Source organism: Mesorhizobium sp. ESP7-2, assembly GCF_020164715.1.
Taxonomy (GTDB): domain Bacteria; phylum Pseudomonadota; class Alphaproteobacteria; order Rhizobiales; family Rhizobiaceae; genus Mesorhizobium.
The window spans coordinates 15,153-37,002 of the sequence record NZ_JAIUGQ010000051.1 but is presented as its reverse complement, the minus strand read 5'-3'; the positions used below and the strand labels follow the sequence as shown (position 1 = coordinate 37,002).

19 protein-coding genes are annotated in these 21,850 nt (G+C 64.3%); 15 read left to right on the top strand and 4 right to left on the bottom strand.

Annotated features, from left to right (window positions below):
- Window positions 1-261 precede the first annotated feature (261 nt).
- Complete coding sequence (locus tag LB543_RS30345) at window positions 262-1,371, bottom strand: Gfo/Idh/MocA family protein (RefSeq protein WP_224616779.1); 1,110 nt, start codon at window positions 1,369-1,371, stop codon at window positions 262-264.
- Window positions 1,372-1,522: 151 nt separating this feature from the next.
- Between LB543_RS30345 and LB543_RS30340 the strand changes: the two genes are divergently transcribed.
- The 15 genes from LB543_RS30340 (at window position 1,523) to LB543_RS30270 (ending at window position 17,808) form a co-directional block, all read left to right on the top strand.
- On the top strand, window positions 1,523-2,368 hold the full coding sequence (locus LB543_RS30340; RefSeq protein ID WP_140812270.1) for a MurR/RpiR family transcriptional regulator: 846 nt from the start codon (window positions 1,523-1,525) through the stop codon (window positions 2,366-2,368).
- Window positions 2,369-2,525: 157 nt separating this feature from the next.
- A complete protein-coding gene (locus LB543_RS30335; protein ID WP_224616777.1) occupies window positions 2,526-4,460 on the top strand; it encodes a bifunctional 5-dehydro-2-deoxygluconokinase/5-dehydro-2-deoxyphosphogluconate aldolase in 1,935 nt (644 codons plus the stop codon).
- A gap of 35 nt (window positions 4,461-4,495) precedes the next feature.
- The gene (iolD, locus tag LB543_RS30330) at window positions 4,496-6,346 is read left to right on the top strand and encodes a 3D-(3,5/4)-trihydroxycyclohexane-1,2-dione acylhydrolase (decyclizing) (RefSeq protein WP_224616775.1); all 1,851 of its coding nucleotides are present in this window, start codon (window positions 4,496-4,498) and stop codon (window positions 6,344-6,346) included.
- Between the two features lie 153 nt (window positions 6,347-6,499).
- Window positions 6,500-7,417, top strand: a complete 918-nt coding sequence (iolE, locus tag LB543_RS30325) for a myo-inosose-2 dehydratase (protein WP_140812273.1) — start codon at window positions 6,500-6,502, stop codon at window positions 7,415-7,417.
- 63 nt (window positions 7,418-7,480) lie between these two features.
- On the top strand, window positions 7,481-7,714 hold the full coding sequence (locus LB543_RS30320) for a DUF3329 domain-containing protein (protein WP_140758789.1): 234 nt from the start codon (window positions 7,481-7,483) through the stop codon (window positions 7,712-7,714).
- Window positions 7,715-8,091: 377 nt separating this feature from the next.
- Window positions 8,092-8,904, top strand: coding sequence for a 5-deoxy-glucuronate isomerase (gene iolB, locus LB543_RS30315; RefSeq protein ID WP_224616773.1), 813 nt, complete (start codon window positions 8,092-8,094; stop codon window positions 8,902-8,904).
- Window positions 8,905-9,158: 254 nt separating this feature from the next.
- Window positions 9,159-9,866, top strand: coding sequence for a DUF1045 domain-containing protein (locus tag LB543_RS30310; RefSeq protein WP_224616771.1), 708 nt, complete (start codon window positions 9,159-9,161; stop codon window positions 9,864-9,866).
- 35 nt (window positions 9,867-9,901) lie between these two features.
- A complete protein-coding gene (locus tag LB543_RS30305; RefSeq protein ID WP_224616768.1) occupies window positions 9,902-11,041 on the top strand; it encodes an alpha-D-ribose 1-methylphosphonate 5-triphosphate diphosphatase in 1,140 nt (379 codons plus the stop codon).
- Window positions 11,038-11,667, top strand: a complete 630-nt coding sequence (gene phnN, locus LB543_RS30300) for a phosphonate metabolism protein/1,5-bisphosphokinase (PRPP-forming) PhnN (protein WP_224616766.1) — start codon at window positions 11,038-11,040, stop codon at window positions 11,665-11,667. Before LB543_RS30305 ends, phnN begins: the two co-directional genes overlap by 4 nt.
- A gap of 193 nt (window positions 11,668-11,860) precedes the next feature.
- A complete protein-coding gene (locus tag LB543_RS30295) occupies window positions 11,861-12,778 on the top strand; it encodes a MurR/RpiR family transcriptional regulator (protein ID WP_224616765.1) in 918 nt (305 codons plus the stop codon).
- 91 nt (window positions 12,779-12,869) lie between these two features.
- Window positions 12,870-13,874 carry an ABC transporter substrate-binding protein gene (locus tag LB543_RS30290; protein WP_224591181.1) on the top strand — a complete coding sequence of 335 codons (1,005 nt, stop codon included), beginning with the start codon at window positions 12,870-12,872 and terminating at the stop codon, window positions 13,872-13,874.
- A 16-nt stretch (window positions 13,875-13,890) separates the two neighbouring features.
- Entirely contained in the window at window positions 13,891-15,720 is a 1,830-nt protein-coding gene (locus LB543_RS30285) for an ABC transporter permease (protein ID WP_224616763.1), read from the top strand.
- Window positions 15,717-16,760 (top strand): ABC transporter ATP-binding protein, encoded by a 1,044-nt coding sequence (locus tag LB543_RS30280; protein WP_224616761.1) that lies wholly within the window; start codon window positions 15,717-15,719, stop codon window positions 16,758-16,760. The genes LB543_RS30285 and LB543_RS30280 overlap by 4 nt, the downstream gene beginning before the upstream one ends.
- An 80-nt stretch (window positions 16,761-16,840) precedes the next feature.
- Window positions 16,841-17,596, top strand: a complete 756-nt coding sequence (locus LB543_RS30275; RefSeq protein ID WP_224616759.1) for a COG4280 domain-containing protein — start codon at window positions 16,841-16,843, stop codon at window positions 17,594-17,596.
- Window positions 17,593-17,808 (top strand): hypothetical protein, encoded by a 216-nt coding sequence (locus tag LB543_RS30270; protein ID WP_224616757.1) that lies wholly within the window; start codon window positions 17,593-17,595, stop codon window positions 17,806-17,808. Before LB543_RS30275 ends, LB543_RS30270 begins: the two co-directional genes overlap by 4 nt.
- A gap of 8 nt (window positions 17,809-17,816) precedes the next feature.
- On the opposite strand, the gene LB543_RS30265 is transcribed toward LB543_RS30270, so the two are convergent.
- The 3 genes from LB543_RS30265 to LB543_RS30255 all read right to left on the bottom strand — a co-directional run bounded on the left by LB543_RS30265 (window position 17,817) and on the right by LB543_RS30255 (window position 21,530).
- Complete coding sequence (locus tag LB543_RS30265; protein ID WP_224591173.1) at window positions 17,817-18,812, bottom strand: ABC transporter permease; 996 nt, start codon at window positions 18,810-18,812, stop codon at window positions 17,817-17,819.
- Window positions 18,813-18,908: 96 nt separating this feature from the next.
- Complete coding sequence (locus LB543_RS30260; RefSeq protein WP_224616781.1) at window positions 18,909-20,447, bottom strand: sugar ABC transporter ATP-binding protein; 1,539 nt, start codon at window positions 20,445-20,447, stop codon at window positions 18,909-18,911.
- 120 nt (window positions 20,448-20,567) lie between these two features.
- On the bottom strand, window positions 20,568-21,530 hold the full coding sequence (locus tag LB543_RS30255; RefSeq protein ID WP_224616756.1) for a sugar-binding protein: 963 nt from the start codon (window positions 21,528-21,530) through the stop codon (window positions 20,568-20,570).
- Window positions 21,531-21,850 lie beyond the last annotated feature (320 nt).

Below are 21,850 nucleotides of genomic sequence, written 5' to 3'. Positions count from 1 at the left end.
CGGCAACCGCATCTTAGGGGGAGAAAACTGTTACCTATGTATCCGGTTCATTCTGTTACCCATCTATCCGCTGGACAGCCTTCGCCGGATTTCGCCAATCGGCTGCGTTGCAGAACAGGCGCCAAGACCGACACCGCCCCTTCTCCCCGTCCCTATACGGGGAGAAGATGCCGGCAGGCAGATGAGGGGCAGCGCCGACGTTGAAACCTGCCCGCCGACGTTTGGATCACGTGGAAGCCTGGACCGGCGCCAGCGCGATCGTTACCTAACATCCACCCAGCGCTTCTCCTCGAAGGAGCGCGCCATGGCGTGCACGGTGCGCTCAATCTCCAGCCCTTCGGCGAACTCGATGAGCCGGGCCGGCTTGCCGGCAAGTCGCGTCAGCAATTCATGGCATTCGATGATCTTGAGATCGTTGAAGCCGAGGCCGTGGCCGGGCGCCGGCACGAAAAGATCATAGGGCTTGTGCTGCGGCGCCACCAGTATGGTGCGGTAGCCCTGTTCGGTCGGCCGGTCCGACGTCAGGTAGAGCTGGAATTCGTTCATCCGCTCCTGGTCGAACAGGATCGATCCCTTGGAACCGAAGATCTGGATGGCGATGCGGCCCTTGCGGCCCCAGGCCGAACGGTTGACCTGCAGCGTGCCGGCAACGCCGTTTTCCAGATGCATCAGCACGCTGGCGATGTCGTACGTCTCGACCGCGCGGCGCCCGCCTGATGCGAGCTTGCGGTCGGCATAGGGCTTGGCCATGTCGCAGATGACGCTGGCGACGCGGCCGAACAGCGCCGTGACCAGCGACAGTGGATGCACGGCGAAATCGTCGAGCGCGCCGTAGCCGGAAGCCGCCTCGTGTTTCCAGAAGAACAGTGCCTCGGGATCGGCCATGAAATCCTCGTCCATCTCGATGCGCAGATGGTTGACCTCGCCGATGATCTTCTCGTCGAGCAGCGCGCCGATGTGGCGGATGGCCGGGCTCTGGATGTAATTGTAGCCAAGCGCCGCGACCTTGCCTGATTTCTTGGCCGCGGCCGCCATCGCCTCGGCTTCGGCAAAGCTCGGCGCCATCGGCTTTTCGCACCACAGATGCTTGCCGGCTTGAAGGATGGCGATGGCCATTTCCGGGTGAAACTGATTGGGCGTGGTGAGCGAGACGACATCGACTTCGGGATCGTTGACCACGGCGCGCCAGTCGCCGGAGGCCTTGGCGAAGCCGAACTCGCCGGCCTTGCGCCTGGCGAGGTCCTCATTGACCTCGCCGAGATGGACGAGCCGTGGCTTGGTCGCGTCGGGGAAGACCGCACCGACCGCGCTCCACGCGATGGCGTGGCATTTGCCCATGAAGCCCGTGCCGATAAGACCTACGCCGACCATTTTTCGTTCCTCCACGGCCATGAATGCTGCGTGGATGAATTAGTCCATTTCTTTCCGGAATGGAATGTCTGCCTCATTTTTTATGGCGTTCTTGCGCAGGCCCGCTATGATGGGGCAGAGAGAGCTTCCAGACAGCCTGAACAGAGCGACGATGGACGAACAGGTACCTCGCGACTTCGAGACGCTGCGCGCCACCATTCTGGATCGGCGCGAGAGCTTGCCCAAGCGCATCGCCCAGATCGCCGCCTACGCGCTCGACAATCCCGACGATATCGCCTTCGGCACCGCCGCCAGCATCGCCGCTTCGGCCGGCGTGCAGCCCTCGACCCTGATCCGCTTTGCCCAGCAACTCGGTTTCGACGGTTTCACCAGCCTGCAGCAGGTGTTCCGCGAGCGGCTGCGCGAGCGCAACTCCTCCTATGACGAGCGGCTGCAGGCGCTGCGCGCCAAGGCCGAGGGCGGCGCCGGTCACCGGGCGATCTTCGACGGCTTCATCGCCGCCGCCAGCACCTCGCTCAACGACATTTCCCGCACGCTGGATGACGCGCATCTGGAAGACGCGATTTCTCTGCTGGCAAAGGCGCAGACCATCTATGTCTTGGCCAAGCGACGCTCCTATCCGGTGGCGAGCTATATCGCCTACGCGCTCGGCAAGCTGAAGATCCGCAACCAGCTGATCGAATCGGCTGCCGGGCTGAATGCCGAGATGGTCGGCTTCGCCACACCTGCGGACGCCGTCATCGCCATCAGCTTCTCGCCCTACGCGCCGGCCACGATCGAGGAGGCGCGCGCCATTGCCGAGCAGGGCGTGCCGATCGTTGCCATCACCGACAGCTCATTCTCGCCGCTCGCCCAGTTCGCCAGGGTCTGGTTCGAGGTTGCCGAAGCGGATTTCGCCGGCTTCCGCTCGCTGTCGGCGACAATGGCGCTGGCCATGGCGCTTACCGTCGGCGTCGGCGAGAAGCGGCGCGACGCGACTCGCAAGCGCAAGGCGTGATCGAGCATCCCACCAAGGCAATTTTAGCTCAGGGAATGCTCATTCCATATTGACTATGGATTGGAATTATTATTTCATATTGCCGGCACCACGCCGACGCTCGCGCGTGTTACCCAAACAATGTTGTCCATGACGACAAGACCGACGGGAGGTTCCAATGAGCGAAGCCGTGGACGCAAGACAGGCGCCGCTCGACGTCATCACCATCGGCCGCGCGTCCGTCGACCTCTACGGCCAGCAGATCGGCTCGCGGCTCGAGGACATCACCTCCTTCGCCAAGTCGGTCGGCGGCTGCCCGGCCAACATCTCGGTCGGCACGGCGCGGCTCGGCCTGCGCTCGGCACTGCTGACGCGCGTCGGCGACGAGCAGATGGGCCGTTTCATCCGCGAGCAGCTGAAGCGCGAGGGCGTCAATGTCGACGGGCTGAAGACCGACAAGGAGCGGCTGACCGCGCTGGTGCTGCTTTCGGTCGAGAGCGAAGGCGTCTCGCCGATGATCTTCTATCGCTCCGACTGTGCCGACATGGCGTTGGCCGAAGAGGATGTCGACGAGGCGTTCATTGCCTCGGCCCGCGCGATCGTCGTCACCGGCACGCATTTTTCCCGTCCCAACAGCGACGCCGCCCAGCGCAAGGCGATCCGCATCATGAAGGCCAGGGGCGGCAAGGTCGTCTTCGACATCGACTACCGGCCGAACCTGTGGGGTCTCGCTGGCCACGCCGAAGGGTTCGAGCGCTATGTCAAGTCCGACCGGGTCTCGGCCCAGTTGAAGACGGTGCTGCCCGATTGCGACCTCATCGTCGGCACCGAGGAAGAGATCATGATCGCGTCAGGCGCCGACGACTGCCTGAGCGCGCTGAAGACGATCCGCGCCCTGTCCTCGGCCACCATCGTCTTGAAGCGCGGCGCCATGGGCTGCATCGTCTATGACGGGCCGATCAGCGACGATCTCGAGGACGGTATCGTCGGGCAGGGCTTCCCGATCGAGATCTACAATGTGCTGGGCGCCGGTGACGCGTTCATGTCCGGCTTGCTGCGTGGCTGGCTCGGCGGCGAAAGCCTGGCCACGGCGGCGACCTGGGCCAACGCCTGCGGCGCCTTCGCCGTGTCGCGGCTGCTCTGCGCACCGGAATATCCGACCTTCGAGGAGCTGCAGTTCTTCCTCAGGAACGGCAGCAAGCATCGGGCGCTGCGCAAGGACGAGGCGATCAACCACATCCATTGGGCGACCACCCGGCGGCGCGACATCCCTTCGCTGATGGCGCTTGCCTGCGACCACCGTGTGCAGCTCGAGGATGTCGCGACCAAGACAGGCGCCGATCCCGCACGCATCCGCGATTTCAAGGTGCTTGCGGTCAAGGCGGCGGCCAAGGTCGCCGCGGGCCGCGACGGCTACGGCATGCTGATCGACGAGAAACACGGCCGCGAGGCGATGTTCGAGTTCGCCCGCCATCCCTTCGCGTGGCTCGGCCGCCCGGTGGAACTGCCGGGCTCGCGGCCGCTGCGTTTCGAATTCTCGCAGGATATCGGCTCGCAGCTCACCGAATGGCCGGTCGATCACTGCATCAAATGCCTGTGCTTCTACCATCCCGACGATCCGGCGGCCCTGAAGGAAGAACAGCAGCAGAAGCTACGCGCGCTGTTCGAGGCCGCGCGCAAGGTCGGCCGGGAACTTCTCATCGAGATCATAGCCGGCAAGCATGGCAGGCTCGACGACACGACGATCCCGCGCGCCCTGGAAGAACTCTATGCGCTCGGCATCAAGCCGGACTGGTGGAAGCTGGAGCCGCAGGCGTCGAGCGGCGCCTGGGCCAAAATCGAGGCGGTGATCCTGAAGCACGATCCCTGGTGCCGTGGCATCGTCCTGCTTGGCCTGGAAGCGCCGCAAGACGAGCTGGAAGCGGCGTTCGCCGCCACCGCCAAGGCGCCCATCGTAAAAGGCTTTGCCGTTGGCCGCACCATCTTCGTCCACGCCGCCGAGCAATGGCTGGCCGGCAAGATGTCGGACGACGAGGCTGTCGCCGACATGGCGTCGCGCTTCGAACAGCTGACCGAAGCGTGGCTTGCCGCGCGCGGCCGCAAGGCGGCATAACAAGGCGCTGCATAAGGACTGCGGAGGAGAAGACGATGAGCAAGACAATCCGCTTGACGATGGCGCAGGCGCTGACCCGCTTCCTGTCCCGGCAGATGACCGAGATCGACGGCAAGACGATGCCGATTTTCGGCGGTGTCTGGGCGATCTTCGGCCATGGCAATGTCGCCGGCATCGGCGAGGCGCTCTACCAGGTGCGCGACGAGCTGCCGACCTTCCGCGCCCACAACGAGCAGGCGATGGCGCATGCGGCGATCGCCTATGGCAAGGCCAATTTCCGCCGCCGCTTCATGGCCGCGACCTCTTCGATCGGCCCCGGCGCGCTGAACATGGTGACGGCGGCCGCCCTTGCCCACGTAAACAGGTTGCCCGTCCTGTTTTTGCCGGGCGATGTCTTCGCCAACCGCATTCCCGATCCGGTGCTGCAGCAGGCCGAGGATTTTTCCGACGGCACGGCGACGGTAAACGACTGCTTCCGGCCGGTCTCACGCTATTTCGACCGCATCACGCGGGCCGAACAGATCATCCCGGCGCTCAATCGTGCCATGCAGGTGCTGACCGATCCGGCCGATTGCGGCCCGGTGACGCTGTCGCTCTGCCAGGACGTACAGGCCGAGGCCTATGACTATCCCGAGAGCTTCTTTGCCGAGCGGGTCTGGTGCCAGCGGCGGCCGCGTCCGGACCGTGGCGAACTGGCGGCGGCCGTCGCCGCGCTCAAGGGGGCGAAGAAGCCGCTGATCATTGCCGGTGGCGGCGTTCTCTATTCGCAGGCTTCCGACGAACTGGCCAAATTCGCCGAAGGCGCCGGCATTCCGGTCTGCGAGACGCAAGGCGGCAAGTCCTCGCTGCCGGACGATCACAAGCTCAACATGGCGGCGGTCGGCGTCACCGGCACCTCGGCCGCCAATCGGCTGGCGGAAGAGGCCGATGTCGTGCTCGCCGTGGGCACCAGGCTGCAGGATTTCACCACCGGCTCGTGGGCGCTGTTCAAGAATTCCGGCAAGACCATCATCGGGCTCAACGTGCAGCCCTTGGATGCCGGCAAGCACCGGGCGCTGCCGCTGGTCGCCGACGCGGCCGAAGGCCTCGCGGAACTCGCCGCCGCGCTGCAAGGCTGGAAGGCGCCTGCCACCTGGACCGACAATGCGGCCACCGGCAAGAAGGCTTGGCAGGCCGATGCGGCCAAGGTGACGGCCTCGACCAATGCCGCTTTCCCCTCCGACGCGCAGGTGATCGGCGCCGTGCAGCGCGCCATGGGCTCTGGCGTGACGCTGCTGCATGCGGCAGGCGGCCTTCCCGGCGAATTGCACAAGCTCTGGCAAGCGGGCGCGCCCGGCTCCTACCATGCCGAATACGGCTTCTCGACCATGGGTTACGAGATCGCCGGCGGGCTCGGTACCAAGATGGCCAAGCCCGACGAGGAGATCGTCGTCATGATCGGCGACGGCTCCTATCTGATGCTCAACTCCGAGATCGCCACCTCGGTAATGCTCGGCCTGAAGCTGACCATCGTGCTGCTCGACAACAGGGGTTTTGGCTGCATCAACCGGCTGCAGATGGCGACCGGCGGCGCCAACTTCAACAATCTTCTGAAGGACTCGCGTCACGAGGTCCTGCCCGACATAGACTTCGCCGCGCATGCGGCGAGCATGGGCGCGATCGCCGAGAAAGTGCCGTCGATCGCCGAGCTGGAGAACGCGTTGCACAAGGCCAAGAAGAACGACCGCACCACCGTGCTGGTCATCGACACCGATCCGCTGGTTTCCACCGATGCCGGCGGCCACTGGTGGGACGTAGCGGTGCCGGAAGTGTCGGCGCGCAGCCAGGTGAACGCGGCGCGCAAGGCCTACGACGAGAAGCGGCAGATGCAGACCATCGGCGATTGACGCTGGCGCCGGGGCTTCTTCCTTCTCCCCGTCCCTATACGGGGAGAAGGAAGCCGGTCCACCCTCCGCAGCTGCTGCGGAGGACGGGCAGGCGGATGAGGGGCGGCTCCAAACGAACAAGAAATGAACTGTTTTTAGCACCGGAGTGACGACTTGAAAGCCAAACTGGGCATGTCCCCCATTGCGTGGTGGAACGACGATCTTGCCGAACTCAGCGATGACGTGTCGCTGGAGGAATGTCTGCGCCAGTCGCGCTCGGCCGGTTTCACCGGCATGGAAATGGGCCGCCGCTTCCCCAACGACCCCAAGGTGATGCTGCCGATCCTGAAAGCCGCCGACGTGACGCTATGCGGCGGCTGGTTCTCGGGCACGCTGGTCGACGAGGAGATGGCTGCCAACAAGGACCGCATCCAGCCGATGATCGACCTGTTCAAGGCGGTCGATGCGCCCTGCATCGTCTATGGCGAGGTCGGCCGCTCGATCCAGGGAGACCGCTCGAAGCCGCTCGCGACCAAGCCGAAGCTCACCGGTGACGAGATGAAAGCCTATGGAAGGCGCCTGACCGAATTCGGCGAATGGTGTGCGGAACAAGGCATGCCGCTGTCCTATCACCATCATATGGCGGCCGTGGTCGAAACCGAGCCGGAGCTCGATGCCTTCATGCGCCATTCCGGCGAAGGCATTCCGCTGCTGCTCGATGCCGGGCATCTGGCCTTTGCCGGCGGCGATGTGCTGCGCGCCATCGACAACCATCACAAGCGCATCAGCCATGTCCATGTGAAGGACGTGCGCATGGATGTGATCGACAAACTCGACCGTACGAAGCAGTCCTTCCTCGACGCGGTGGCCCTCGGCGCCTTCACCGTGCCGGGCGACGGTTCGCTCGACTTCGGCGCCATCGTGCAGCGCTTCGCCGATCACGGCTACGAGGGCTGGTTCGTGGTCGAGGCCGAGCAGGATCCCAGGAAGAACCCGCCGCTCAAGATGGCGCAGGTCGGCTACAAGGAGCTGATGCGGGTGATGACATTAGCCGGCTACACGGTCGAGACACAAGGTTTTCCGAATGCCTGAAGGCTGGATTCGCCGTGACGCGCGGTCTATCTGAGGACAGATTGCTGAATTTCGGATGGCGCGATGAAAGATTATGAACACCCGTTCTTCCGCCCGCTTTGGCGGCGCATCGCCGTCGTCGCGGTCTGCCTGATCTGGTCGGTGATCGAATTCGCCACCGGCACGCCGTTCTGGGGCGTCATTGCCCTCGGTTTCGCCGGCTACGGCGCCTGGCAGTTTTTCTACCTCTACAAGCCGGTGGAGGAGGCGAAGGCGACGCCTGAGGAACCCAAGGGCGCCGTCGAACCCAAGGAATAATGGAAGAAGTTCCAGTGGATTGGACACGTGCGCAACGGATCGCATACGTTGGTGATTGGCCGAAACGCCCCTTGCCTCGTCATCCTAGGGCGGAGCAAGGAGCGCAGCGACGCGGCGCAGACCCTAGGATCCATGCCGTTGGATTGAAGCGTTGCGACGGTACAGAATTCCGCTCCGCTGCGTCCTTCGACCGAGGTCACGGAATGGATCCTAGGGTCTACGCGACGGAGCTTCGCTCCTGCTTCGCCCTAGGATGACGAAGTTGAGAGGGCCTCGGCCAATCTGAGGCGTCTGCGATGATCCTTTTGAACAACCGGTGAAATCGTCGGCTTGGACAAGCTGCAACCCGTCAAAGCCACTGCAATAGGAGAGACGAAATGTCCAAACTGCTCGTCAAAGCCGACAAGGGCCATGGCCGCGTCGCCCATGTGACGCCGAAAAGCGCCGGCTGGACTTATGTCGGTTTCGACCTGCATCGGCTGAAACCAGGCGAAAGCGCCTCGGGAAAGACGGGTGATCGCGAGGTCTGCCTGGTGTTCGTCACCGGCAAGGGCACCGCGAAAGCCGGCGGCAAGGATCTCGGCCTGCTCGGCGAGCGCATGTCGCCCTTCGAGGGCAAGCCATGGTCCGTCTACGTGCCGCAGGGATCGGACTGGTCGGTGACGGCAGATACCGAGCTGGAACTTGGCGTCTGCTCGGCGCCCGGCCTGGGCGGCGGCCTGCCGGTCAGGGTGATCGGACCGGACGATCTCGGCCAGGAGGTGCGCGGCAAGGGCACCAATACGCGCTATGTCACCAACATCCTGCCGGAGGGCCAGCCCGCCGACTCGCTGCTGGTGGTCGAGGTCATCACGCCCGGCGGCCACACGTCGAGCTACCCGCCGCACAAGCACGACCAGGACAACCTGCCCACTGAATCCTATCTCGAGGAAACCTACTATCATCGCCTCAACCCGCCGCAGGGCTTTGCCTTCCAGCGTGTCTATACCGATGCCGATCAGGATGGCCATCGCGCGCTCGACGAAGCCATGGCGATCGAGGACGGCGACGTGGTGCTGGTGCCCAGGGGCTATCACCCCTGCGCCGCCTGCCACGGCTATGACCTTTATTACCTCAATGTGATGGCCGGACCGAAGCGGACGTGGAAATTCCACAACGCGCCCGAGCACGAATGGTTGATGAAGGCCTGAGCGTTCCGCGTTTCCGGCTGAACCTATTGGTCCAGCTTGGAGAAATCGTCGGCTAACGACCCTAAGGGTCGATTTGCCTTCGAAAACCCTTCAAAGCTTCGTCAATCCGTCATGGAAATCACCTATGGCAACGGTTCCAGTGCATGCCGCCCAAAAGTGCGTAGCGGTTTTGGGTCAACGACATGCATCAAATGAAGACGTAAAGCGCGTCGCACCATCGCTTCAAACGCGGCGCGCTTTAACGAGGACTTCCCATGCGTTATGCCATTTATTTCACCCCCAGGCAGGACGAGCCGCTGGCGCGAATCGCCGCCAACTGGCTGGGCCGCGACCCGTTTGGTGCCGCGACCAGGCCGGTTGAGGCCGTGGCCGACCTGTCGGCGGCGGAAGTCGCCTTCCACACCGCTTCGGCGCGCCGCTATGGCTTTCATGCCACGCTGAAAGCGCCCTTCCACCTGGCTGCCGACGAGACCGAGGCTTCGCTGCGCGCCGCGCTGGATCAATTTGCCGAGGTGACGCCTGTCGTGACGATCCCGCGCCTGGTCGTCAGCCAGATCGACAGCTTCTTTGCGCTGGTGTCGGATGATCCGCTGCCTCCGCTCAACCGCTTCGCCGACGACGTCGTGCGCGACTTCGACCGGTTTCGCGCGCCGTTGAGCGATGCCGAGATCGAGCGGCGCAGCCCGGATTCGCTGAAGCCGGCCGAGTTTCGCAATCTCTGCCAATGGGGTTACCCCTATGTCTTCGAGACCTTCCGCTTCCACATGACCCTGTCCGGCCGGGCAGGATCACAGGAAAGCCCTCGCCTGCGCGCGGCGATCGACGGCCTTTTCGCCGATGTGTTGCGCCAGCCCGTGCTGGTGGATGCGCTGACATTGTTTGTCGAACCCGAACCCGGTGCGCCGTTCATGGTGCTTTCCCAGCACGCGCTTGGACGCCGCCCGGCCCGGAAAATCGCCTGAACGAACCCGACCGCAAGAACCAGGGACTACCCGCAATGACCGCCGAAACTGTTCTTTCCAACGCCCGCATCGTTCTTGCCGACGAAATCGTCGAAGGGTCGCTGGTGCTGCGCGACGGCTTTATCGCCGGCATCGATGCCGGTGCTGCCCGGACCGGCGAGGACATGGGCGGCGACTTCATCATTCCAGGGCTGGTCGAACTCCATACCGACCATCTCGAGGGCCATTATGCGCCGCGGCCGAAAGTGCGCTGGAACCCGATCGCCGCCGTGCTTGCCCATGACGCGCAGGTCGCGACCGCAGGCATCACCACCGTGCTCGATGCCTTGCGCGTCGGCATGGACGAGGACGCCGACCTGACATTGGACGACATCCGCAAGCTGGCCGACGCGATCGAGGACAGTGTCGCGCAGGATCGTCTGCGAGCCGATCACTTCTTGCATCTTCGCTGCGAGGTCTCGGCGCCGGACTGCCTCAAGGCATTCGCCAATTTCGACGGCGACGAGCGGGTCAGGCTGGCATCGCTGATGGACCATGCACCGGGCCAGCGCCAGTTCGTCAACCTTGAAACCTATGCCTACTACTACCAGCGCAAGCTGAAACTCTCGGATCGCGACTTCCAGAAATTCTGCGAGAAGCGGATGGACGAATCGGCACGCAACTCCGGGCCGAACCGCGTCTTCATCGCCGCCGCCTGCCAGGAGCGCGGCATCGTGTTGGCCAGCCACGACGACGCCACGTCGGCCCATGTCGACGAGGCCATCGAGCAGGGCGTGCGGGTCGCCGAGTTCCCGACGACCGAGGAAGCGGCGCGGGCTTCGAAGGCCGCCGGCCTTGGCGTGCTGATGGGCGCGCCCAACGTCATGCGCGGCGCCTCGCATTCGGGCAATGTTTCGGCCCGTACCTTGGCCAGTGACGGCCTGCTCGATATCCTGTCGTCCGATTACATCCCCTTCAGCCTGATCCAGTCGGCCTTCTTCCTCGGCGACATGGTCGAAGGCATTTCGCTGCCGCAGGCCGTCGCCATGGTTTCGAAGAACCCGGCGCAGGCCGTCGGCCTTGATGACCGCGGCGTCATCGAGCAGGGACGCCGCGCCGATCTGGTGCGCGTGCGCGTCGACGATCATGTCCCGGTCGTACGCACGGTCTGGCGGCAGGGACGCCGGGTGGCATGATGGTGTCGGCCTTGATCGAGCGCGAACTGTCCGCCGAAACCTTTCCGATCCGTCACGGCGTCTTTGTCGCTGTCGTGGGCCCCAGCGGTGCCGGCAAGGACACGGTCATCGGCTACGCCAAAGCGCTTTTCGCCGATGAGACGCAGCTGGAGTTCGTGCGCCGCGTCATCACCAGGCCGAGCGATGCGGCGAGCGAGGACCACGACACGCTGGCCGATGCCGCCTTCGCAGAGGCCGATGCCGACGGCGCCTTCGCCATCTCCTGGGAAGCGCATGGCCTGCGCTATGGCTTGCCTGCCGATGTCGACTGGTCTGTTTCCAACGGACACGTCGTCGTGGCCAACGTGTCGCGCGCGATCATCCCCACTCTGCGCGAACGCTATGCCAATCTAGCGATCGTGGAGATCACCGCTTCGCCTGAGGTGCTGGCCGAGCGGCTGGCGATGCGCGGCCGCGAGTCGCGCGGCGAAGTGCTGGCGCGGCTTGCGCGCAGCGCCAGTGTGACCTTGTCCGGCCCCGGCGTCACGTCGATCGACAACAGCGGTCCGCGCGAGGTGGCCGGCGAGCGCTTCGCCGAGGTGCTGCGCAAGGCTATGGCCTTTTCCGACATGTCGGGCCTGATCTAAGCCAAGATCCTCCAGCTCCGCTTTCGGCACATCACATGACGCGACCGCTGCTTGCAGCGTTCCGTGGCCGCTCGTCTTCGAGCGGCCGGCACGATCGCGTGCCCAGACGGCCGCCCGTCACATCCCTGTAACAGACATTTCGGATTGTAGGTGCCGTTGTAATCACTACAGACGAGTGAGCGGGCCGGCCACCATGACCTATGATGCCTCGGAAGACCGAAGGATGACGGTCGATGCCCGGGTTCACGCGGCACTCGAAAGCTTGCCGCCGGCCGAGCAGCGGATGGCGCGGTTCTTCGTCGACCAGAAGCAGTCGGTCCTGCTGGGATCGGCGGCCGAGATCGCCGAACTCGCCGGCACCAGCGACGCGACCGTCGTGCGGACGGCGCGCTCGCTTGGTTTCGAAAGCCTCTCGGCGCTTCGCCAGATGCTGCTGTCCGACCTGACCGGCACGCCATCACCGGGCAAGCGCCTGGCGCGCACCTTGCAGGAGACCGGCGACGACAGTGCCGGGGCTTTGCGGCATGTGATCGACATCCATGAGAGCGTGCTCGCAGTGCTCAAGCGTCCGGAGATGGCGGCGGCTTTCGAGCGCAGCGTCGACATCCTGGCGCGGGCCAGCCGCCGCCATGTCTTCGGCATAGGTCCATCGGGCGCCATGGCCGACTATGCCAGTTTGCAGTTCAACCGGATCGGCCTGCCGACCAGCGCGCTATCGGTATCGGGAATTGCGCTCGCCGATCGCCTGCTGTGGCTCGGCAAGGGCGACGCCGTTCTGATGATGGCCTACGCGCCGCTCTATCGCGAGGTGGAAGTCGTCCTCGACCATGCCGCGCGTTTCGACATTCCGGTCGTGCTGATCAGCGACAATCTGGCTCCGCTGGTTCCCGGCAAGGTGGCGGAGAGCCTCCCGGTTCCGCGCGGCAAGGCCGATCACCTGGCCATGCATGGCGGCACGATCGTCCTCATCGAGGCGATGATCATCGGGCTGGCGAAACGAAACAGCGAAGCCGCCTTTGATGCCCTTGAACGACTGAGCACGGTTCGGGGGTCGATCGACAAGGCCTGGATAAAGCGGGGCATACGTAAGAATAAATATAATAAAAATTAAGAAACTCTGCAGACGACACAAAACATTCAATCTGTTCATACATGATACGACGGAACTTACTGTGCCCATGGAAAATCTACTGGAGAGCAAGATGAACGTACGTACAAGTTTCTATTTGGCGTTTGGCCTGAGTGCGCTTGCCGTGGCAGCACCTGCCTCGGCATCCGACCTGGTGCTTTATGACGCGCTCGACTTCGCCGGCCCGGTGGCCAAGGCCTTCCAGGCCAAGACCGGCCTCACCGTCGATGTCGTCGAACCCGGCAGCACAGGCGAGACGCTGGGCAAGATCGCCGCCGAAGGCAGCAATCCGCAATTCGACATCGTCTGGCTCGACGGCTCCGCCGTGATGGAGCGCATGGCGGCCGACCATGTGCTGCAGCCTGTTCCCGCGGCGGCTTACGACAAGGTGGCCTTCACCGATCTCGGCAAGTCGCTGATCCCGCAAAGCCACGCCTTCCTGCCGACCGGCACCAGCACCACGGCCATCGAGGTCAACACCAAGAAAGTGCCAGCCGGCAAGATGCCCAAATCCTGGGCCGATCTTCAGTCCTTCGCCGGCGGCGTCGCGGCCAAGGATCCCAACCTGTCGGGACCGGCCTATCAATGGCTGGCCGGCTTCTTCCAGACCAACGGCCTCGATGCCGGCAAGGCTCTCCTGGCCAAGACGCTGACCAACAAGTCCCTGTCCGGCCTGTCGAGCGGCGGCAAGGTGAACAAGGCCGTGCTGACCGGCGATGCCTCCGTCGGCATCAACCAGGACAGTGCCATCTTCTCGAAGATCGCCGCCGGCGAACCCGTCGTCGCGGTCTACCCCAGCGAGGGCTCGGTATCCCTGCCGCAAGGCCTCGGCATCAGCGCCAAGACCCAGCACATGGACGCGGCCCGGAAATTCATCGACTTCGTCACCAGTGCCGAAGGCCAGGCCGCCATGCAGAATGGCGACGACACCGACTTCTTCTACATCCCGATCATCAAGGGCATCAACGCCAAGCCAGGCCGCGAGACCAACATCACCTACACGCATCTCGACGATGCCGTGGCCTCGGCTCACGAGACCGAGTGGAAGCAGTGGTACAAGGCCAGTTTCGTCCAGTGATCCGGCTGTTTGGGAAATGACGATCCTCCAGCATTCCAACGCCGCGGCCTTTGCCCGCGGCGTTGGCGCCGGAAAGCCGCCGCTAGGCCGCCTGTCGGCGCTCGCTCGCCACGGCGGGCAATTTGCCGTCTACGCCGTGTTTGCCTTGCTGATCGGATTGCCGCTTGCCCTGGTGCTGGTCCAGGCGGTCGTGCCCGGCCTGTTTGCCGCGCAAGACGCCAGCAACAGTCTGAGCCTCGAGCCCTTGGCCCGTGTCTTCAATTCTCCCTATGTCGCGGGCTCGGTCCTGCATTCGCTTGAGCTCGGCATGCTCGTCGCCTGCACTACGACGGCGCTAGGCGGCGCTTTCGCGGTGCTCGTCCAGCGCTGCGACATTCCGGGCCGGACAGCAATTTCAATGGTGCCGTGGCTGGTTTTCCTGACACCGTCCTATCTGAAGGCGCTCGCCTGGGTGCTGCTGATGTCTTCCGGTGGTTACCTGGCTCAATTCGGGTTGCTGCCTGCTTCGCTGGGCTCCGCGTTTTTCGGCCTGACCGGCCTGGTGTTCGTCCACACGCTCAGCCTGTTTCCGCTGGCCGCCTTCATCATCGGCAGCGCGCTGGCCGGACTGGGCAGCGAACTGGAGGATGCCGCGCGGCTCTCCGGCGCCGCTCCGCTCAGGATCTGGCTGCGCATCAACGGCCCCTTGCTGGCGCCGGCCATCGCCTTGAGCTTCATCGCCACCTTCGCCGAGGTGCTGTCAGACTTCGGCTTGGCCTCGACCATCGCCAGAATGTCGAATTTTGGTGTCCTGACCTATGGCATCTACGCCGCCGCAAGTGATTATCCGGTCGATTTTCCCGCCGCCGGCGCCCAGGCGCTCGTCCTGCTCAGCCTCGTCCTGCTCGTCGTGGTGGCGGACCGGCTGTTGCGCCGCCGCGCCGACCCGCGCCTGATTTCGGGCCGCGCCAGGCCGGTCAGGCTGTACAATCTCGGCAGATGGCGCTGGCTCGCCACGGCAGCGGCCCTTGCCATTGCCTTCCTGGCGCTGGCATTGCCGCTGGCCGCGATCGCGGCGCGCGCCTTGACGCAGACGCTGGGCCACGGGCTCATCTGGAGCAATTTCACCGCGGCCAATGTGGTGGCGGCGCTCAGCCTGAACACCGCGGCCAATGACGGCTTGCTGCGCAGTCTCTTCTATGCCGGGTTGACGGCCGCTATCGCCAGTTCCCTCGCCTTGCTCCTGTCGGCGCAACTCGACCGCGCGGGCCCAGTTCTGCGCAGCGCCGTCGTCGGCCTGTCGCTGGGGTCGGTGGCGATACCGGGCATCGTGCTCGGCTTCGGCTATATCCTTGTCTGGAATCGCTTGCCGGGTTTTCGCGATTGGCCCTTTCCCCATTATGGCGATGGCTCGCTGCTGGTCATGGGCTATGTCGCGGCAGCGCTCCCCTACTGTCTGGTGGTGATCCTTTCGGCCATCGGCCAGCTGGCGCCGGGCCTGACGGATGCGGCGCGCCTGCATGGTGTCGGGGCGACCCGCCGGTTGCTGGCAATCACCTTGCCGCTGATCCTGCTGAGCGTGGTGACGGCCTTCCTGTTGACGTTCATCCGCACCGTGTTCGAACTGCCGATCTCGCAAATGCTTATTCCCCGGAGCGGCCCGCCGGCGCCGACGCTCATCCTGAAGCTGTTCAGCCACGATCGGGACGGATTGGCGTCGGCGATCGCGCTGGTCGCCATGGCGGCCGCGGGCATGGGTGCCGCGCTGGTCTGGTATCCGCTTCGGCGGTTCGTCAGACCGCGCCGGAGTGCGGCGCTTGTCGATGCGGGCCACCACCAGACCGTCGGAGCGGAACCCTTGTCATGACCGCATCCCTGCATTGTGCCGGCATTTGCAAGTCGCTCGGCGGGCGCCCCATCCTGACCGACCTGGACCTCAAGATCGATGCCGGCGAAGTGGTGTCGCTTCTCGGTGCCAGCGGCTCCGGCAAGACCACGCTTCTGCGCATCATCGCCGGGCTGGTCGCACCCGAAAAGGGATCGATCACGCTGGACGGACGGGTCGTATGGAGCGAGATGTCGGTCGTACCTCCTGAAAAGCGGCGGATCGGCATGGTCTTCCAGGACTATGCGCTGTGGCCGCATATGACGGTGGCCAACAATCTCGCCTTCGGCCTGCGCGCGCAGCGGCTTTCGGAGCAGGAAATCGCCCAGCGGGTGAACCATGCGTTCGACGTCACCCGCCTTGCTCCCTACAAGGATCGTTATCCCACGGAATTGTCCGGCGGCCAGCAGCAGCGCGTCGCCATCGCGCGCTGCCTCGCGGCGCGTCCGGCGCTGATGCTGTTCGACGAACCGCTGAGCAACCTCGATGCCGCGCTGCGCGAGGACATGCGCATCGAGATGATGGAGATGGTGCGCCGCGAAGCCATCACGGTCGTCTATGTGACGCATGACCAGGCGGAGGCCATGGCGGTCTCCGACCGTATAGCCATCATGCGGGCAGGCGAGATCGTCCAGTTCGACACGCCACGCGCCATCTATGAAACACCGGCCGATTCTTTCGTGGCGAGCTTCATCGGCGGCTTTTCGATCGTTCGCGGGCAGGTCAGGGACGAGCATTTCAGGATCGCCGACAGTGATGCCGAAACCGTGCGCACGCCGGGTGCCCGATCCGGCGCAGGCATGCTGGTCATCCGTCCCGAGGACGCCCGGCCGGCGGACGCCTATCCCGGCAATCGATTGCAGGGCAAGGTGCTGTCGAGCGCTTTCCAGGGCCGATGCTGGCGGCTGGCGGTCGATCTCGGACAACAACGCATACGGCTCGACTGGCCCGAAGCGCCGCCTATTGGCGCCGCGCTTGCCTTTTCGTTGCCACCGGAGCGCTGTGTGGTGCTGACCGCATAGTGATTCCGGATCGCACTCCCGAAGCTGGAAATGACCGGCCAAAAAGATCATGGTCGAACGAGACAAGACAGGAAGCCTTGATGCAGACACTGACACCCATTCTCTCGACAGTCACGGCGGCATTTCTAGCCTCCCTGGTCGAGGTCGTCGAAGCCTTCACCATCGTGCTCGCGGTCGGGGTGACACGCAGCTGGCGTCCGGCGTTGACGGGTGCCGCGCTGGCGCTGGCGGTGCTGGCGGCCCTGGTGCTGGCGTTCGGGCCGCTGCTGGCGCTTGTCCCGATCTCCACGCTGCAGTTCGCCGTCGGGGTGCTGCTGATCCTGTTCGGCATGCGCTGGTTGCGAAAGGCCATCCTGCGCAGCGTCGGCGTCATTGCCCTGCATGACGAGGAAGCGGCCTTCGCCAAGGAAACCGCCGAGCTACACCGGCAGGCCGGAGATCGGCGCGCCGACTACCTCGCCGGACTGGCGTCCTTCAAGGCGGTGCTGCTCGAGGGTGTCGAGGTGGTGTTCATCGTCATTGCCGTCGGCGCCGCGCACGGGCAGACGCTATACGCCAGCCTGGGCGCGCTGGCCGCCTTCATCCTGGTCATGCTTGTCGGCCTGGCGGTTCACCGGCCGCTGGCGCGCGTGCCGGAGAATGCGCTGAAATTCGTGGTCGGGCTGATGCTGACCAGCTTCGGCATCTTCTGGACCGGCGAGGGCATCGGCGCCGACTGGCCGGGCGCCGATCTTGCCCTGCTCGCCATCTTCGCCATCGTCGCGCTGGCGTCCTTCGCCATGGTGCGCTGGTTGCGCGGCACCCGTCCAACAGCAGCCGGAGGGCTCGCCCGATGAACGTTCTTCGTCTTGTCGCCCGGGAATTCTTCGGCATGTTCGTCGATGACGGCAGTCTGGCGCTGCTGGCGCTGGTCCTGGTGGCCGCCGTTACCGCGGCGGTGAAGCTGCTCGCACTGCCACCGCTGCTTGGCGGCGCGCTGCTGGTGGTCGGCTGCCTCGCCATTCTTTTGCAGAGCGTTCGCCGCGCCGCACGCACGAGCAGCAGGTAGTTGAGGACTTATTCCGCGGCCGCGCCGACCGCGCCCTTGCGGGCGGCATCGACCATCCGCCGGCGCGCCCGGAACACGCCCCATTGCTGGTCGACCAGCACGCCGATGAGGATGACGCCACCCATCACCGCGAAGTTGAGCGAAGAGGGAATGCCGAGCAGGTTGACCAGGTTCTGCAATTCCTGCAGCAGCACCGTGCCAAGGATGACTCCGATCAGCGAGCCTTCGCCGCCGCGCAGCGAGAAGCCGCCGAGCACGGCCGCGGCAATGGCGTAGAGCTCGTAGAACTGGCCATGGCTGGCCGGCGAGATCGAGCGCGTGTACATGGCGAAATAGATCGCCGACAGCGCCGTCAGCACGCCGCAGATGACGTAAGCCGCCATGACGACGCGGCCGGTGCGGATGCCCGAATATTTCGCCGCCTCCTCGTTCTTGCCGATGGCGTAGAGATAGCGCCCGAACACCGAGCGGTGCAGCACCACCCACATGACGATGGCGATGACGATCAGCGCGAAGAATGAGTTCGGCACGCCCCAGGAGCGGCCGGCGGTCAGGAATTCGAGATCAGGAAAATTCTGCCCGAAGGCGAAACCAGCGGTGCCGTCGGCGGTGTAGAAGCGCGCGACGCCGCGATAGATCAAAAGGCCGCACAAGGTGACGACGAAGGGCTGCAGCTTGAGCCGCGTGATCAGCCAGCCATGCGCCAGGCCGATGATGGCGCCGAGCACCAGGATCAGCACGAAGGCGATCGGCCATCCCATGCCGCGCACGGCGATGAAGTCGATGAACAATGTGCCGAGCAGCGCGACGACGGAGCCGACGGACAATTCGATGCCGCCGGTGATGATGACGAAGGCCTGGCCGATCGACAGGATGCCGAACAGACCGATGAGATTCGAGGTGTTGGCGAGATTGATCGGCAAGAGGAAGCGCGGATTGATGATGGCAACTACCGCTCCGACCACCAGGATCAGGATCAGCAGGCCGAGATCTTTCTTTGTCATCGTCGTCTCCGCTTAGCTAAAGCGCGTCGCGCGCTTCAGCTTTTGTTTATGCATGCCGTTGCCGCAAAACCGAGGGTCACTTTTGCGCGACATGCATTAGTTTGCCGGCTTGCCCACCGCGAGCAAAAGCACGTTTTCCTGGCTGAACTGATCCTTGTCGAGAATGCCCGAGATCTGGCCCTCATGCATGACGGCGATGCGGTCGGACACGCCGATCACTTCTTCCATGTCGCTGGAGATCATCAGCACGGCGACGCCGGCATCCGCCAGCGCCCGCATCAGCCCGTAAATCTCGGCCTTGGCGCCGATGTCGATGCCGCGCGTCGGCTCGTCGAGGATCATCACCTTCGGGTTCATGGCCAGCCATTTGCCGAGCACGACCTTCTGCTGGTTGCCGCCCGACAGCGTGCCGGTGCGCGTCTGCACCGAAGGCGCCTTGATGCCGAGATTCTTCTTCTGTTTCTCGGCGGTAGCGACTTCCGCGCTGTTGGAGACCAGCGTGCGCTTCGCATGCGCGGGCAAATTGGGCAGTGAAATATTCTGCGCGATCGACAGGTCGAGCAGGATGCCGGTCAGCTTGCGGTCTTCCGGCACAAGGAAAATGCCTTGCGCGACGGCGTCCGCCGCGCTGGCCAGCGCAAGTGGCTTGCCGTTGAGCTCCAGCGTGCCGCCAAGGCTGGCTTCGATGCCGAAGAACACCCGCGCCAGTTCGGTGCGGCCGGAGCCGACAAGGCCGGCAAGGCCAAGGATTTCGCCGCGCCTGACGTCGAGATCGACCGGCCGACCGGGATAGGTGGGGGTGCGGACCGCCTTGGCCGACAGCGCGACGGCACCGGGGGCTCGCGCGGCCTCGGAGGCCTTCTCGCGTTCCTTCAGCATGCGGCCGATCATCAGCTTGACCATCTGGTCGTGGTTGATGTCGCGCTTGCCCAGCGTGCCGGCCAGCATGCCGTCGCGCAGCACGACGACCCGGTCGGCGACGCGCTCGATCTCGTGCAGGCGGTGCGAAATGAAGATGACGCTGATGCCGTCGGCCTTCAGCGCCTTGATGACGTCGAGCAGCTTGTCGGTTTCGGCGAGCGGCAGGCTCGATGTCGGCTCGTCGAGGATGACCAGCCGGGCCTTGATCGACAGCGCCTTGGCGATCTCGACCATCTGCTGCTGCGCCAGCGAGAGATCCGCGACCTGCGTGTCGGCGGAAAAATTGGCGCCCACGCGCTTCAGCAGCGGCGCCACCATTTCGCGCAATTTCGCGCGGTCGACCAGCCTCAGCGGCCCGGCGCGCAGCGGTTCGCGGCCGAAGAAGATGTTGGCGGCGACGTCGAGATTGTCGAACAGGTTGAGTTCCTGGTGGACGAAGGCGATGCCGGAACCCAGGCTGCCTTCGACCGTCAGGTCCTTGTGGGCGGTGCCGTCGACGGTGATGGTGCCGGTATCAGGCGTGGTGACGCCGCCGAGGATCTTCATCAGCGTCGACTTGCCCGCGCCATTCTCGCCGACAAGGCCGATGACCTCGCCCGGCCTGACCTCCATGGAAAACCCGTCGAGCGCCACGACGCCCGGATAGGTCTTGCGCACGTTCTCGAGGCTGAGGAACGGAGTGGTCGCCGCGATGGATGTGTCGGAATAATTCATCATGCCTGACAGCAGCCGGTGAGCCAAAGCGGCCCGTTCTGCAGACTGACGATCCCGGCAGGGTTCGTCAATGCGAACAGCCGGCTCAAGCGAGTTGAGCCGGCTGAACTGTCTGTGGTCTTAGTTTCCAGCCATCGCCTTCAGATTTTTGGCATAGGCGTCGACATCATCCTTGCCGATGATCTTGGTCGGGATGATGATCAGATTGCCGGCCGGGATGCCCGACTTGTCGCCCTTGAGATAGGCGGCCATCAGCTTCATGCCCTGATAGGCCCATTCGAAGGGCTGCTGCACGACGGTGGCGGCAATGGTGCCTTCCTTGACGCCGCCCAGCGTGATCGGATCGTCATCGAAGCCGACGACGGTGATCGAGCCGAGCTTGCCGGCATCGCGCAGCGCTTCATAGATGCGCGGCGTGTTGTAGGAGTAGAAGCCGACCATGCAGGTGACGTCGGGGCTGGCGACCAGCGCGTCCTCGACATTCTTCTTGGCGCGCGCCTGGTCGATGTCGTCGCCGCGCACGTCGACGAGCTCGATCTTGGTGCCGGCGAGGCCATCCTTCATGCCCTGGATGCGCTCCTTGGCATTGTCGGCGCCGAGCAGGCCGACGAAGCCCAGGCACTTGCCGCCGTTCGGCATCGCCTTCTTGGCGATTTCGGCCGCCTGCTTGCCGGCATCGACATTGGACGAGCCGATATAGGCGACGCGCTTGGTCTGGGGAGCGTCACTGTCGGTGGTGAACAATGCCGTTTGCGAGGCGATCTTGTTCAGGCCATCGGTCGAGGTCTTGGGATCGACGGCCGAGACCATGATGCCCTTTACGCCGGCGGTCACCAGATCGTCCATCAGCCGCTGCTGGATGGCGACCGAGGATTGTTCGGGATATTTGAGTTCGAGCGTGTAGCCGGGCAGTTCGCCCTGCGCCTTCTTGACGCCGGCTTCGGCCGCTTTCCAGAAATCGGAAGCGCCGTTGACGACGAAGGCCAGCGTCGGCTTGTCGTCGGCGCGCGCGATGGCCGTCGCCGCCAGGCCGACAACCAGGGCCGCGGCGGCCACGGATGCATTGCGTATCAAGGATTTCATGTTCAACCTCCCGTTTTGGTCAGTCGGAGGACTGACCGGACTAGATCACTGGATTGTCTTGCACACTGGAATTGCCGTTTGCGGCTTGGACGCCCCTCCTCCTCAGGGGTTCCGGCACTGAAAGGACTGGCGTCGTTCCCAGCCACGGCCATGGACTTTAGACAACCATTCTTCATTCGTAAATAGTCCGATTTGTCTGACATATCACATGTACGAGACAGGGTTGGCGGAGGCAGATATCCGCTCGCCATCGGACCATTCATAGACACTCCCCACCGCAGCCGGACCCGACCGGGCCGGATGCGGTGGATTGACGGTAC

Bases quoted from the DNA above. Each gene is read 5' to 3' on its own strand.
- LB543_RS30345 (WP_224616779.1), bottom strand. From the start codon at position 1,371: ATGGTCGGCGTAGGTCTTATCGGCACGGGCTTCATGGGCAAATGCCAC.
- LB543_RS30340 (WP_140812270.1), top strand. From the start codon at position 1,523: ATGGACGAACAGGTACCTCGCGACTTCGAGACGCTGCGCGCCACCATT.
- LB543_RS30335 (WP_224616777.1), top strand. From the start codon at position 2,526: ATGAGCGAAGCCGTGGACGCAAGACAGGCGCCGCTCGACGTCATCACC.
- iolD (WP_224616775.1), top strand. From the start codon at position 4,496: ATGAGCAAGACAATCCGCTTGACGATGGCGCAGGCGCTGACCCGCTTC.
- LB543_RS30320 (WP_140758789.1), top strand. From the start codon at position 7,481: ATGAAAGATTATGAACACCCGTTCTTCCGCCCGCTTTGGCGGCGCATC.
- iolB (WP_224616773.1), top strand. From the start codon at position 8,092: ATGTCCAAACTGCTCGTCAAAGCCGACAAGGGCCATGGCCGCGTCGCC.
- LB543_RS30310 (WP_224616771.1), top strand. From the start codon at position 9,159: ATGCGTTATGCCATTTATTTCACCCCCAGGCAGGACGAGCCGCTGGCG.
- LB543_RS30305 (WP_224616768.1), top strand. From the start codon at position 9,902: ATGACCGCCGAAACTGTTCTTTCCAACGCCCGCATCGTTCTTGCCGAC.
- phnN (WP_224616766.1), top strand. From the start codon at position 11,038: ATGATGGTGTCGGCCTTGATCGAGCGCGAACTGTCCGCCGAAACCTTT.
- LB543_RS30295 (WP_224616765.1), top strand. From the start codon at position 11,861: ATGACCTATGATGCCTCGGAAGACCGAAGGATGACGGTCGATGCCCGG.
- LB543_RS30290 (WP_224591181.1), top strand. From the start codon at position 12,870: ATGAACGTACGTACAAGTTTCTATTTGGCGTTTGGCCTGAGTGCGCTT.
- LB543_RS30285 (WP_224616763.1), top strand. From the start codon at position 13,891: ATGACGATCCTCCAGCATTCCAACGCCGCGGCCTTTGCCCGCGGCGTT.
- LB543_RS30280 (WP_224616761.1), top strand. From the start codon at position 15,717: ATGACCGCATCCCTGCATTGTGCCGGCATTTGCAAGTCGCTCGGCGGG.
- LB543_RS30275 (WP_224616759.1), top strand. From the start codon at position 16,841: ATGCAGACACTGACACCCATTCTCTCGACAGTCACGGCGGCATTTCTA.
- LB543_RS30270 (WP_224616757.1), top strand. From the start codon at position 17,593: ATGAACGTTCTTCGTCTTGTCGCCCGGGAATTCTTCGGCATGTTCGTC.
- LB543_RS30265 (WP_224591173.1), bottom strand. From the start codon at position 18,812: ATGACAAAGAAAGATCTCGGCCTGCTGATCCTGATCCTGGTGGTCGGA.
- LB543_RS30260 (WP_224616781.1), bottom strand. From the start codon at position 20,447: ATGAATTATTCCGACACATCCATCGCGGCGACCACTCCGTTCCTCAGC.
- LB543_RS30255 (WP_224616756.1), bottom strand. From the start codon at position 21,530: ATGAAATCCTTGATACGCAATGCATCCGTGGCCGCCGCGGCCCTGGTT.